General features: G+C 45.0%; 15 protein-coding genes. 14 read left to right on the top strand and 1 reads right to left on the bottom strand.

The annotated features are described in order from the left end of the window. Window positions 1-77 precede the first annotated feature (77 nt). Genes KIT90_RS12750 through KIT90_RS12685 form a run of 14 tightly spaced genes read left to right on the top strand, consistent with a single transcriptional unit; the run spans window position 78 to window position 11,454 of the window. Window positions 78-293, top strand: a complete 216-nt coding sequence (locus KIT90_RS12750; RefSeq protein ID WP_285376980.1) for a Flp family type IVb pilin — start codon at window positions 78-80, stop codon at window positions 291-293. A 47-nt stretch (window positions 294-340) separates the two neighbouring features. After that, window positions 341-739, top strand: coding sequence for a prepilin peptidase (locus KIT90_RS12745; RefSeq protein WP_285377022.1), 399 nt, complete (start codon window positions 341-343; stop codon window positions 737-739). Window positions 740-746: 7 nt separating this feature from the next. Further along, window positions 747-1,553, top strand: a complete 807-nt coding sequence (cpaB, locus tag KIT90_RS12740; RefSeq protein WP_285376978.1) for a Flp pilus assembly protein CpaB — start codon at window positions 747-749, stop codon at window positions 1,551-1,553. A gap of 8 nt (window positions 1,554-1,561) precedes the next feature. After that, window positions 1,562-2,890 carry a type II and III secretion system protein family protein gene (locus tag KIT90_RS12735; protein WP_285376977.1) on the top strand — a complete coding sequence of 443 codons (1,329 nt, stop codon included), beginning with the start codon at window positions 1,562-1,564 and terminating at the stop codon, window positions 2,888-2,890. Next, the gene (locus KIT90_RS12730; protein ID WP_171371576.1) at window positions 2,887-3,357 is read left to right on the top strand and encodes a hypothetical protein; all 471 of its coding nucleotides are present in this window, start codon (window positions 2,887-2,889) and stop codon (window positions 3,355-3,357) included. Before KIT90_RS12735 ends, KIT90_RS12730 begins: the two co-directional genes overlap by 4 nt. An 18-nt stretch (window positions 3,358-3,375) precedes the next feature. Next, window positions 3,376-4,599 (top strand): ATPase, encoded by a 1,224-nt coding sequence (locus tag KIT90_RS12725; RefSeq protein WP_285376975.1) that lies wholly within the window; start codon window positions 3,376-3,378, stop codon window positions 4,597-4,599. A 13-nt stretch (window positions 4,600-4,612) separates the two neighbouring features. After that, window positions 4,613-5,896, top strand: coding sequence for a CpaF family protein (locus tag KIT90_RS12720; RefSeq protein ID WP_285376973.1), 1,284 nt, complete (start codon window positions 4,613-4,615; stop codon window positions 5,894-5,896). Window positions 5,897-5,899: 3 nt separating this feature from the next. After that, the gene (locus KIT90_RS12715) at window positions 5,900-6,817 is read left to right on the top strand and encodes a type II secretion system F family protein (protein WP_285376972.1); all 918 of its coding nucleotides are present in this window, start codon (window positions 5,900-5,902) and stop codon (window positions 6,815-6,817) included. Further along, window positions 6,817-7,704, top strand: a complete 888-nt coding sequence (locus KIT90_RS12710; protein WP_285376970.1) for a type II secretion system F family protein — start codon at window positions 6,817-6,819, stop codon at window positions 7,702-7,704. Before KIT90_RS12715 ends, KIT90_RS12710 begins: the two co-directional genes overlap by 1 nt. Further along, on the top strand, window positions 7,697-8,461 hold the full coding sequence (locus KIT90_RS12705; RefSeq protein WP_285376968.1) for a lipopolysaccharide assembly protein LapB: 765 nt from the start codon (window positions 7,697-7,699) through the stop codon (window positions 8,459-8,461). Before KIT90_RS12710 ends, KIT90_RS12705 begins: the two co-directional genes overlap by 8 nt. After that, complete coding sequence (locus KIT90_RS12700) at window positions 8,451-8,936, top strand: TadE/TadG family type IV pilus assembly protein (RefSeq protein ID WP_009708052.1); 486 nt, start codon at window positions 8,451-8,453, stop codon at window positions 8,934-8,936. The genes KIT90_RS12705 and KIT90_RS12700 overlap by 11 nt, the downstream gene beginning before the upstream one ends. Further along, window positions 8,911-9,480 (top strand): tight adherence pilus pseudopilin TadF, encoded by a 570-nt coding sequence (gene tadF / locus KIT90_RS12695; RefSeq protein WP_285376967.1) that lies wholly within the window; start codon window positions 8,911-8,913, stop codon window positions 9,478-9,480. Before KIT90_RS12700 ends, tadF begins: the two co-directional genes overlap by 26 nt. A gap of 1 nt (window position 9,481) precedes the next feature. Further along, window positions 9,482-10,807, top strand: a complete 1,326-nt coding sequence (locus KIT90_RS12690; RefSeq protein ID WP_054824655.1) for a pilus assembly protein TadG-related protein — start codon at window positions 9,482-9,484, stop codon at window positions 10,805-10,807. A gap of 11 nt (window positions 10,808-10,818) precedes the next feature. Next, entirely contained in the window at window positions 10,819-11,454 is a 636-nt protein-coding gene (locus KIT90_RS12685) for an OmpA family protein (protein WP_285376965.1), read from the top strand. On the opposite strand, the gene KIT90_RS12680 is transcribed toward KIT90_RS12685, so the two are convergent. Continuing rightward, window positions 11,451-12,833 (bottom strand): ATP-binding protein, encoded by a 1,383-nt coding sequence (locus tag KIT90_RS12680; protein ID WP_285376964.1) that lies wholly within the window; start codon window positions 12,831-12,833, stop codon window positions 11,451-11,453. The two genes, KIT90_RS12685 and KIT90_RS12680, sit on opposite strands and share 4 nt — an antisense overlap. Window position 12,834 lies beyond the last annotated feature (1 nt).

Below are 12,834 nucleotides of genomic sequence, written 5' to 3'. Positions count from 1 at the left end.
GTTTGCTCAAAATCCCTTCGATTCTTACTATCTCCTACGTCATCTTTTTGACGTATTAGAAAAATTGAGGAGTCAAAATGTTTACTAACCTATTTGTAAAAACACAACTGTTTATCGAATCATTCAAAAACGATGAGCGTGGCGTAACGGCAATTGAATACGCAATCCTAGGCGTATGTATGTCTGCTGTCGTACTAGCTGTATTTGATAAAGCTCTATACAAAGCACTAAATGATGCAATTACGACGATTTCTACGAACATTGGTAATGCGAATACACCTACGCTCCCATAAGTTCGAAAGTGCTTGGACAGTTATGGTGGTTGCTTCCCCTTACCACCATGGCTTTTATAGCCAGTTATCAAGACATCAAATACCGAAAAATACCCAATGGAGTGGCGTTAAGTGTTGCTTTGTTGGGTGTTTTTTTTGTCTTGAGTAAAGGGGAGTACAGTCACGCACTGTCTTCAATGGCGATATTGGTGATAGGTGCTGTGCTGTTTCAACTACGAATCCTCGCAGCGGGGGACAGCAAATTACTGGCTGCATTTGCACTGATGATTGCGCCGCAGTACTTGCCGTTGACGATTTGGTTGATTGTCACTTTGGGCGGAGTGCTCGCTCTGACGCAGTGGCTCGTCAGCCAAATAGGTAATCATCCTACTGGGATGGAAAGAGGTGTGCCTTATGGTGTGCCCATTTGTCTCGGAAGCCTGTTTGGCATCGCTGCATCTTTATAGGTGAACCATGAATTCAAAAGTCATTCTTGTTTTGGCGGCGATTGCCATTTCGGTCGGGCTTTATGGCGTGACTCAATCACAGCCAACCGCTCCGGTTGTACAAACACAACAACCGAAGAAAGAAGAGAAAAAGTTTAAAGTCTGGACGTTAAAGCGTGATCTAAAACGAGGTGAAGCACTGCAACGTCGAGATTTGGTGATTGAATACTTAACCGAGTCACAAGCGGCGCAACAAGGGATTGATAGCGATATTAAGCTCGATTGGAGCAAGCGCCTAATTGCGACTGAAGCTCTGAATCAAGGTGAATGGGTGACTAAAGAGGTGCTGACTTCTCCGGGAGAAAGCGATTACCTCTCGACCATGGCTAAGCCTGGTTACGCTCCGTTCAATATCACAGTGCCGGGTGATGATGTGGTAGGAGGAACGATTGCCGTTGGTGATTTGGTCGATATCTCAGTGATTTCCACCATGGATCAAAACCTTTCGGCAGACAACACCGTGTCGGATATCGAACATCTGACCATGACACCACTGATTGCTCAAGTGCCCGTATTGTACATGACCTCAAAGCAGCGCTCAGTCAGCACCTTGACCGACCAGAAAACCACTGATGTCACTTTAGTGTTGCAAGTAACTAACCGTCAGTTGGCTAAGTTGTCGGTAGCAAAACGCATTGCAGAAATTACGGTACATAAATCGATTGGTGAGCAGTTTGTGGATGAACTGCATGCGAACTCAAGCGATGTGATTCGTTTTGCTGATGAAAGGCAAACCACGAAAACCCAATCGATCAAAGAATATCGATTCAACTAGGAGGCAAGATGAAAACCATAACTCGATTTAGCATCTATTGCTTAATGCTTGTTTCCACGGCTTTACAGGCTCAGGGCATAACGACGCTTTCGGCTGGTGGCGCAAGAACCCTATCGTTTAAAGCCGAAGTTGATTCTGTGTTCGTTTCCAACCAAAAAGTGGCGGACTACCAAGTTATCGATGCTCACAAGGTGGTGTTACTGGGTAAATCAGAAGGTGAAGCATCGTTCATCGTGTTTGACCGTGATGGTTTTGAGCTTATCAACCAAACCCTGATTGTCAGCAAAAGCTACCGCAATATTGAGCAGCAAATTCAAGTGCAGTATCCATACTCTGATGTTCAGGTTAACGGTATTGGTAGCAACGTTGTACTGAGTGGTAGTGCCGTTTCAGACAATGAACGCGACAATATCTACGCCTTGGTGGGTGAGTTGTTGGGTAAGTCTTCCAGTAACCATGATTTTGAAATGCCAGAACTCGATAGTTCGACTGACGACCTTCAAGTGGATTTTATGTCTCGCCCTACCTATCAAGGTGTGGTGAACAACATTGAAGTCACTGCGACGAAGCAAGTTAACGTCAAGTTGACCATTGCAGAAGTCTCCCACAGCTTTATTCAAGATTTTGGTATCAAGATGGGCTCTGGCGGTGATGTTGGCATCTTTGTCGATCAGTTAACCAGTTTTAGTGCCGATGACATTGTTTCTGTTATCTCAGCAGTCGGCTCTGACAAGGTAGGCCAAGTGCTGGCTGAACCAAATCTATCGGTAATTTCTGGCGAGCAAGCAAGCTTCTTAGTTGGTGGTGAGATGCCTGTTGTGACGGTGGTCGATGGTGCTAGCGATGTCGATTACAAAGAATTCGGTGTGCGTTTAGATCTGATGGCGAAAGTGCTGCGTGACGACAAAATCAAATTGGCATTATCACCAGAGGTGAGCTCTTTAGATAACACCTACACCAGTGAAGTGTTTGATTTGCCGGCTTTCAAAACTCGTCGTGCACAAACCACCGTTGAATTAGGTGACGGTCAAAGCTTTGTTCTGGGTGGTTTGCTTAATAGTGAAGAGCGCGAATCACTGACACGAATTCCTTTTATTGGTGATATTCCTGTTTTAGGAGCGCTGTTTCGTCACACAGGAACAGAACGCAACAAAACCGAGCTGATTATTGTGGCAACCGTCAACTTGGTGAAACCAGTAAAAGCCAATCAAATCCAGCTACCAACCATGGAAAAAACCGGCACGTTACGACGCTTTTTTGCACTTGATGGTAGTTATGACAAAGCTCAAGACCAATGGGCTGGTGAGGTTCTTAACGCGGGAGGTTTCCGTCAATGAAAAACTGGATGTTAGCTCTACTTGCGGTTACGGCACTATCCGGCTGCGCCGACCATATTGTTGAACCTCGCGGGACCAGCATTGCACTTAAACCGACAGAATTTAACTTTGCGGTACAAAGTCAGGACCAAGTTTATGCCATGAATAAGCTCACTCAGTTTGTTCGTAAGTATCCGAATCAAGCGGGCAGTAAATGGCAAATCACGAGCTACAACGCCCAAGGTAAAAAGTTGGCGCAGCATTACCGCATCGCACTGTTGCAGCAAGGCGTGGCGGCTGAACAGTTAGTGCTCGAACATCGCCCGGAGTCTCATCGCTTTGATGTGCAAGTATCGGTGATTCAGCTTCAAGCTCAGCTTGAGGTATGCCACCAAGAGGTTATTGGTGATTACGGTTTGGGTCACCTAGGTTGTTATACCGATGGCAGCCGTTGGCAGTCGATGGTTAATCCGCAGAATGCGCTTTGATATTGAGGGACACTCATCATGTTTGATTTAGTGGATAAGTTGAGTAAGAGCACGCCAAATCACACTCAACAAAAAGAAAATAAGTGTGCGTTCTTGTATCAAACCGCTGCGTGCAAAGACTTAGTTCATAAGGCGTTTCGCTTTGAAGGGTTAGTCGAGCCAATTACGGTGAACAACCAAGAGAAAAACTACCCAGAACTGCATACGCACTCAAGTGTGGAAGTGGTGATTGTTGAGCTGAATAAAAGCCAAAGCGTGGTTGAAGATGCAAAAAACATTGCCCATCAATTGCCAACGCATGTGTCGGTTGTGGTCGTTGGCAGCGAAGATGCGATCTCAACGATTCGTGCATTAAAACAGCTTGGTTTTTATTACCTATTTTGGCCTGCGACCGACAAAGAAATCATGGAGTTTTACCATGGTGTACGTCGTAACCGTCAGCAGCAAAGTGGTGTGGCTTCGAATCGAAAAGCAAAGCAAGTGGCGTTTCTTGGTGTGAAAGGCGGTGTTGGAACGTCTTTGATCGCCAGTGAAGTGGCACGTTCATTGGGGCGTCATCATAAAACGCCTACCTTGTTGGTTGATCACACCTACACCGGCAGTAATATCGATGTGCTTTTAGGTTTGCAGAAGTTCAGTAAACGCAGTGTACGCAAAGGTACTTTGGTATCGAGTATTGATGGTGATTTCGCCACTAGCTTAGTACAACGTTTGGAACGAAACCTCGCGATTTTAGGTTTGGAGTCGGATGCGTTTACGCGTGCTGAGCTGCATGAATATACCCAAGCGCTCAAAGAGCAAGTGGTTAAGAATTATTCATTTGTGATTGAAGACTATTCACATACCGTCACCACAAATGAAGAGTTCGATCGTGCAGTGGCTGAGATTGATACGTTAGTGGTGGTGTTTGATGCCACGGTGTCGTCGCTACGAGAATTAAACCGCGTAGTGTCTGAGCTAGAAACACGCTATCCAGAGCTGCCGCTTCTTACCGTGATGAACCAATCGCGTCCAGATAATGCCGCTTCAATCAGTATGTCTGACGTTAGTAAATATTTCGGCCGCAAAGCCGACTGCAAAATTGAGTTTGACCACAAAGCGAACCATTACCTACTTCAAGGTCATCAACTGATTGATACTAAATCAGAAATGCAGCAAGGCTTGAGTGATTTAGTCGCACTGCTGGTGGGTGATAAGCCGCAACAAAAACGTTCTTGGGTGCAAGAACTGTTTAATCGCTAAAAAGGAGTAGGGAATGCAACATTCGAAACAAACCTACATCCATCTGCGTGACCAAATTTTTAATGCCTTGGATGCATCTGCACTAGAAAGCTTATCGAAAAGTGACCTAGAACGTCAGTTAAGTAATGCGGTAGATATGTTGGTTAGTCGCGACCAGCTATCAGTTTCTTCTCTGGCGAGAAGCGAATATGTCGTCAGCATGATTCATGAGTTAGTAGGTTTGGGACCGCTTCAGGTCCTGATGGATGACGACACTATTACCGACATCATGATCAATGGCCACCAGCAAGTGTATGTCGAGCGCTTTGGTTTAGTACAACAAGCGGATGTGCATTTTCTCGATGAAAAGCAACTCGCAGATATCGCGAAACGTATTGCCAGTCGTGTTGGTCGTCGTGTTGATGAATCGTCACCTACGTGTGATGCGCGCTTAGAAGATGGCAGCCGTGTGAATATCGTTCTGCCGCCAATTGCCATTGATGGCACTGCGATATCGATTCGTAAGTTTCGGCAGGAAAGTATTGGCTTTGCTGACTTAGTTGAATTTGGCGCATTGAGCCCTGAAATGGCGAAGTTACTGCAATTGGCTGCGCGCTGTCGGCTGAATATTCTTGTCGCTGGTGGTACAGGCTCAGGCAAAACAACGTTGTTAAATGCATTGTCTCAATACATCTCGCAAGGTGAGCGAGTAGTGACGATTGAGGACACTGCGGAGCTGAGACTGCTTCAGCCTCATGTGGTTCGTATGGAAACTCGAACAGCAGGTATCGAAGGCTCTGGTGAAGTGAACTCACGCGATCTGATGATTAACTCGCTGCGTATGCGTCCAGATCGCATCATTGTTGGTGAGTGCCGTGGTGCTGAAGCGTTTGAAATGTTGCAAGCGATGAACACTGGCCACGATGGTTCGATGTCGACGCTGCATGCTAACAGCCCACGTGACGCCCTTGCCCGAGTGGAATCCATGGTCATGATGGCAACCAATAACCTGCCACTAGAGGCGATACGCCGCTCTTTAGTAAGTGCAGTGGACCTCATTATACAGGTCAATCGCCTTCACGATGGTTCTCGCAAAGTGATGAGTATTACGGAAGTGATTGGTATGGAAGGACAAAACGTTGTGCTTGAAGAGCTGTTTTGCTTCCAATCTGATCCGCATCATTACGAAGGTAAAATTACCGGCCGTTATGAAACGACGGGTGTTATGAGCCGCTCAGTTTTGTTTGAAAAAGCACGTTTCTACGGAGTGGACAAAGAGCTTGCTGACACCATCAGCGCTATCGAAGCGGTGGGGTAAGCGATGTATTGGTTCATTTTAATCGGTGGTGTTGCGCTGATTGTTGTCGCCTTAATGGGCGAAAAAAATAAACGTCTTGATAGTTACCTAACTCAATACCAACAGCGTACCCGTTTAGAAACGACTTTGACTCATCAAGCGGTGAACTTTGCCAGTCTGTCTGACAAAAGTTTACGTCAAGGTTTGAAAACGCGTTGGGATAATTTAAAGCGCCAATTGGGCCGTTTGGCGCTACTAAAAATAGCGCTCTACACCATGGTGGTCATGGTGCTGGCTTTAGTTGTGAATAGCACATTTATTCGGTTTGCTGCTTATGAGCTATTGCCCTTTGCGGTGCCATTTGGCTGGTGGTTTGGTTATCAATGGCTACAGAAGCGTGAGCAAAAGCAGTTTGATGAAACCTTTCCGGATGCATTGAATATGCTGGCAAGCGCCATCAGTGCGGGAGAGAGCATTGGCCGCGGCATCATGTACGTGGGTGACAATCTCGAGGGTGAAGTCGGACGTGAGTTCAAGTTAATGGGTGAGCGTCTAAAAATGGGCGAGTCAATTGATGAGGTGTTTCGTAAATCTTGTCTGCGTTTTCCAAACCCGAACTTCCATTTCTTCGTGATTACACTGCGAGCCAATATGCAGCGCGGTGGTCAGTTGAAAGAAATCATGACGCGTTTGAATCGCCAGATGTTTGAAGCTCGAGCTGTCGAGCGAAAGAAATTCGCCCTGACGTCTGAGGCTCGTATTTCAGCAAAAATCGTTTCGGCGACGCCATTTTTCTTTCTGTTTATCTTGCAGTTTTTAAGTCCAGAGAACTTTGAGTTCGTGATGTTCAACCCAGAAGGTCGTTCGCTGCTTTATTACTTAGTGATCAGCGAAGCGATTGGTATGGCGATCATTTGGGCACTAATGAAGAGAGTGAAGTAATGATGACACAAACGACGTTTTGGCTGTTTTTCTCTCTCGTTGGTGTCAGTTTCGGCGTACTTCTGCTCGTTTACTGGATGCTAAACCATTTCGGCTATCAACGTCGTGTGGCAAGAATCGTTCGCCAACACAAAGGTGATCAGCAAGTAGAGTCACGACTAGAGTCGATACTATCCCCGTTATCGAACTTAGTAGAGAAGCGAGATGCGAGTTTGTCACAGCGTTTACACCTCGCTGGGATTGATAACCCCAATGCTGCCACTTGGTTTGCGCCATTGAAGTATGCGGCTTTGCTGCTTGGGGAGTTGTTGATTGCCGTGTTGGTCTTCACGTTAGATATCGCAACCAACTATTGGGTTGCTCTTGCTGCTGTTTGGGCGATGACAGTGATTCTATTGCCTGATATGTGGCTTGAAGTTCGTAAGACCAATCGCCAACGACGTATCAGCCGCAGCTTACCTTATTTAATCGATCTCATGGCGATATGTGTTCAGACCGGCATGTCGATTGAAGCGTCGTTGAAATACTTGGCGATAGAGATTCAAAGTTTTAACCCTGAGTTGGGCAAGTTATTGGATAACACCAACCAGCGTGCCCGCATTGTGGGTATGGAGCGTGCGTTACAAGAGTTGTATCAGCAAGTGCCATCGTCTGAGATGCGCAGTTTTATGCTGACACTAACCCAGAGCATGCAACACGGCTCATCCATCTACACCATGTTGACGACATTGTCCGGAGATATCCGCGAAGTGCAGATGTTGGAGCTTGAAGAGCAAATAGGGAAGTTGGCGGCCAAGATGTCGATCCCATTGATTGTCTTTATCTTGATTCCACTTGTTTTTGTAATCACCGCTCCAGGGGTGATGAGGATGATGTCCCATGTTTAAAAAAATTCTGATTTGTTTGTTACCAGCCATGCTCACAGCGTGCAGTTCTACCCAGCAAGCGTGGCAACAACAAGACTCCAAAGAAGCTATTTACCAGAAAACCAACAATCATGCTCAATTAGTGACCTTGTATAAACAACAGCTTCAACAAAGCGATGATGCGCAGGTGCGTGAGAAGCTAGCGCAAAGCTATCTCTCACTTGGTGATGCCGAATCAGCGCTGTTTTATATCAAGCCATTAACCAATAAATCCGCAGCGAGCGTCGATACCTTGCTAATCCAGGCGCAAGCCTATGGTGAATTGGCGCAATATCCTGCTGCGATCAACAGTGCAAAGGCGGCACTCACGCTTGAAGAGACCAATGCAGAAGCAGAAAACTTGCTTGGTACTTACTACGGTTATAACTACCAATATGACTTGGCTCGTCGCTATTTCGAACGTTCACGCGAACACTTCTTTGATGGAGTAACGGTCAACAACAACCTTGCGGTACTTGATATTGCAGAAGGGCAATACAAACAGGCGATTCAGCGTCTCCTGCCTCTTTATAAAAACGGTCAAGCGGATGAGCAAGTGATGGCCAACCTGACGTTGAGTATGGCCAAAGAAGGTCAGTATGAGTTTGTTAAACAAGTATTGAGTGAGAAATACAGTAACCACCAGATCGACAATATTTATCGTGCTTTACGCGGTTATGACCCATTGAAAGCGAAGCAGAAAAAGCGAGCTCTAACTGAGGTTACCCATGAAAGCTAAGCAACGTGGTGTTGCCAGTATTGAATTTGCCATTGGGTTCTTCGCTTTTTGGCTGATGTGCATGGCGTGGGTAGAAATGAGCTATATGTCTTACATTTCAGCCATCAACGATCTGACCATTTCAGAGATCTCACGCACCGCTAAAAAACGTAATGACGACTACATGCAAACAGTGCAAGCCGTGCTGAATCGAGAGGGTAGTATTTGGAATACCGCGGTGGATGTTGAGCGCTTTCGCGTTTCTATCCAATACCTCGATAACATCGAATCTCTCACGGCTTATACCGAGCAATGCGAATTAGCACCGGAGCAAGCCAGCAGAGAATGCGGTGATGCAGAGAATGCAGCCTTGGCTGTTTATCACATCGATTACAACTTTCAACCAATCTTTAGTTACTTCCTGGGTTTACAAAGCACGATGAGCCGAGAAATGGTGGTGGTACAAGAATATGAACGCTCGCAATTTGCAATTTAATTACTGTCGAGGGCAGAGCAAGCAACGTGGTACTTTCAGTATTGAGTTTGCCATTGTTGGTATCTTCTTCAGCTTACTATTGGCGTTTAGTGGTGATGTAATTATTAAGCTGTCGGTAAAAGGGAAGTTGGACCGATTGACTTATTCGCTAGTGAATGTGGTGAAAGAGCGTACCCAGCTTTATGGTGCGGATTATGAGCTTTCAAAAGAAGAAGCCGATGATGTCGATACCATCACTCGCCACTCATTGGAACGCACGTTTGGTAACTTTCAAACCAGTCAGTATGGCTTACAAGTTGAAGAGCTAAGCTTCGCCGCTGTGGATAAACCCAACCCAGTGATTATTGAAAAACGTGGCGCGATAGATTGCCAAGTTGGGGAAGGCATCAGTTCATTGAGTTTATTGTCAGTAGTGAGTAACCGAGGTCGTCAAATGCCGCTGTATCGTGTTTCTGTTTGCTATGAAACCGACAATTGGGTTGGCAGTTTGTTGGGTGTTGAGTTCACTCGAGTTGAATCTGATGCTGTCGTGATCGGGAGGTAACATGCCACATAGTATTCAAAGACACTCTAGCTTGAAAAAACAAAGCGGTCATGTCGGCATGTTATTCGCCATGATCATTCCCATCCTTTTTGGTGTCTTCATGCTGGGCTCAGACGGAGCGAGGGCATTACAAACTAAAGCCCGTTTAGAAGAGGCGGCAGAAGCTGCGGTGCTAGCGGTTTCTGCAGAAGATTCAGAAAATCACACATTGGCGCAAAACTACATTGAGCACTATGTGTATGACGTTGAGGGTATTGAGAACCTAAATGTGCAGCGTTTGTCGTGTGAAGACATGCCGGATTGCCAAGCTGGGTTATCAAAAGGGCAAGCGCGTTATTTTGAATATCGTGTTGCGGGGCAAACTCGCCATGAATCTTGGTTTCCTGGACAGGGTGTGATTGTTGGTTTTGGTGAAACGTTCGATGTTACTGGAAGCTCGAAAGCACGACGTTATCAAGGTCAGCCTGTCGACATTACCTTTATCGTTGATTTCTCTGGCTCGATGAATGAAAACTGGAGTGGTGGTAAGAAAACTAAAATCGAAGATCTGAAAGACATCATCGAAAAAGTGACCGATGAATTAGAGCAATACAATGCGTTAAACCCAGAACAAACACACAGAGTTGCAATCACAGGGTACAACCGTCGAACGATCAATACTGGCAATAACAACAAACTGATTATTCGAGATCAGCGTATCACTACCAAAATGGGTGAATACGATAAGGATGACGTGGTTAACTTTAACAAAACGATAGAACAACAATTTAAAGTCAAAGGAGCAGCTAAACGAGTACCTAATGGAGACGATGAGGCTGAATTTTATGACATTTTCTATACAGATAAGTTTGATGGATTTGTAAAGGACGTTAGAGGCTTTAAGGCCAACGGCGGTACTGCTTCGCTACAGGGAATCATCAGAGCTGGGCAGATTGTTACTCAGTTAGCAAAAAGGCCAAAGCAGCTAATAATTATTCTATCCGATGGTGAAGATTGGAATCATTATGCTGAACAAACGCCAAAGCTTGTTGAAAAAGGTATGTGTACCAACATCCTCAATATGATTAATGGTGGCAAAGTGACGGCAGATAATACCAGTGACTCCATCAATGTCGTGAATGGCGTTAGCCAAGGAATGAAGACGCCAGATGGCGAGCAAATGACGGCCAGTATGTCGGTTATTGGTTTTGATTATGAGCTGGATGCCAATGTTGGCTTACGTAATTGTGTCGGGGTGGATAACGTCTACAAAGCAGAAAATACCGACGACATATTGAATCAAATCTTATCGCTGATCACCGAAGAAGTCGGTCACCTAACCTTGTAGAGAGCAATACAATGAACAAGTTAATTCTGGCATTAGCCGTGAGCTTATCTATGCCATCATTCGCACAAGATAACACTAATCAAGCGCTGTATTACTATTGCCAGCAAGGGCAGAATCAGTATCAAGAATCGGTGTCTTTTGGGCATCAAACGGAAGTGAAATACCATCAAGGTCCGTTTATGCAGATTACCGTTAATGGTGAACAGAGTGCTCTAGAACCCATGTTACTGTCTCAGCTGGAACAAACTGGCATCGATAAATCCTGTGCTACTTATCTATTGAGTCGAGCACAACTAACAGAGCAAAAACAAGGAGAACTTGCTGCCCGAGTGCTGTTTGAGTTTGATAAAGCGAGTTTAAATGCTCAATCGAAGTTCATTCTCACTCAGTTGAATCAGCAACTGAAACAGCGACCTCAATCTTCATTGTTGGTGGTTGGTAATACGGATGCGAAGGGCAGTAATGGGTATAACCTAACGCTCGGCTTAAAGCGTGCGAACTCTGTGGCTAAATATCTTGAAGGGTATGATGAAGTGGTGTCCACTTCACGCTCTGATGGCGAAACGCACCCTGTGAGCAGTAATGCAAACACTCACGGGCGCGAGTTAAATCGCCGTGTTGATATTAACGTGCCAACGCAAGGCTAACGGTAAGGTAACAGTACCTTTAAGCTCGCACCCATGGATGGGTCGCTTGGTGTTTCAAACCAAATAGCGCCTTTGTAGCTGTGTACAATCTCATCACACAACGCCAAACCTAATCCTGTTCCCGGGTTTTGCTCATCAGCACGCACTCCGCGTTTAAATAAAGTGTCGCTTATCGACTCGTCTACGGCGGGACCATCGTTGTTAAAGGTAATGATAATGCCTTCTTCGGTATTGTTAATGAACACATCGATACGCTTATTGGCATAGCGGTACGCGTTCTCCAAAACGTTACCAAACACTTCCATCACATCCGCTTTACTCATCGGCAGAGTCTGATCATTATTGATAAACTGTTCGACGCGAATACCTTTATCTATATGGACTTTATCAAACATCAGCAGCAGGCTATTGAGGATAGGTTTGATTGGAGTGGTATTTTCTACAATCCCTTTCACACCCAATGATGCACGCTTGAGTTGGCCTTGAATCACATCATCCATTTCCAATAGCTGTTGGTTGATATCGTGAATTTTTCCTTCTTCAATGTCATCTAACAATGCTTGGGATACTGCGACTCGTGTTTTCAAGCTATGTGCGAGGTCGTTTAATGCTCGGCGATAGCGCTGTTCGTTTTCTTTTTGCTGGAACATCAGCTCATTGAGGGCACTTGTGATTGGCATTAAATCTTCTGGGTATGAGTGTGCTAGTTTTTCTTTTTTGTTCGCTTTTACGTCAATTAATTCCTTTTCGAGAATTTTGAATGGTTTAAAACTCCAACGATAAATAAGAAAAATTAGCCACATAACAATGAGCGAGGCAATAATGGAAAATATCGCTACATTTACTTTGAGTTGATTCAGTGAATCGACTTTGTCTTCCATACGTCTTAGCAATACGATCCTTCCTTGAGGGTTATAAGGTGTTTTGTCTAAGGGCAGAACATGAGCTATGAAAGCAGAGCCTTGTTTTGTTTGAATTAACTCAAACTGATTAATTTCGGTTGGTAATAATGGGTCTAGGCAGAAGTTTTCTATTTTTGGCGTTTTTATCCCTCTCTTGAGAAGTCGTTGTCGAGATTCCTCATTCATGGATCGCCAAAGTTCATTATTATTCTCATCGCAGATGAACATAGAGAAATGGGATGAGTGTAAAGGAAACTCTTCATTCCATTTCTCTAAGGGAGTTACTTGCCCTGAAGCTATTATTTCATTCGTAATAGCTGGTACATGGCTAGCGACATCTAGCGCATACTCTTCGAATAATTTATCTTTTTCGAGATGGTAGACGAAAGCACTTATCGTTAATAAGTAGCTTATTCCTACAACAGAGGTTATGAATAAAACGCGTCGACGAAAGGTGCTAGATATCAATCGCTTCATT

Origin of the sequence: Vibrio sp. B172a (assembly GCF_030248355.1) — a bacterium.
Classification (GTDB): domain Bacteria; phylum Pseudomonadota; class Gammaproteobacteria; order Enterobacterales; family Vibrionaceae; genus Vibrio; species Vibrio owensii.
The sequence above is the reverse complement of the archived record's forward strand: the minus strand, read 5'-3'. Positions and strand labels throughout refer to the sequence as shown.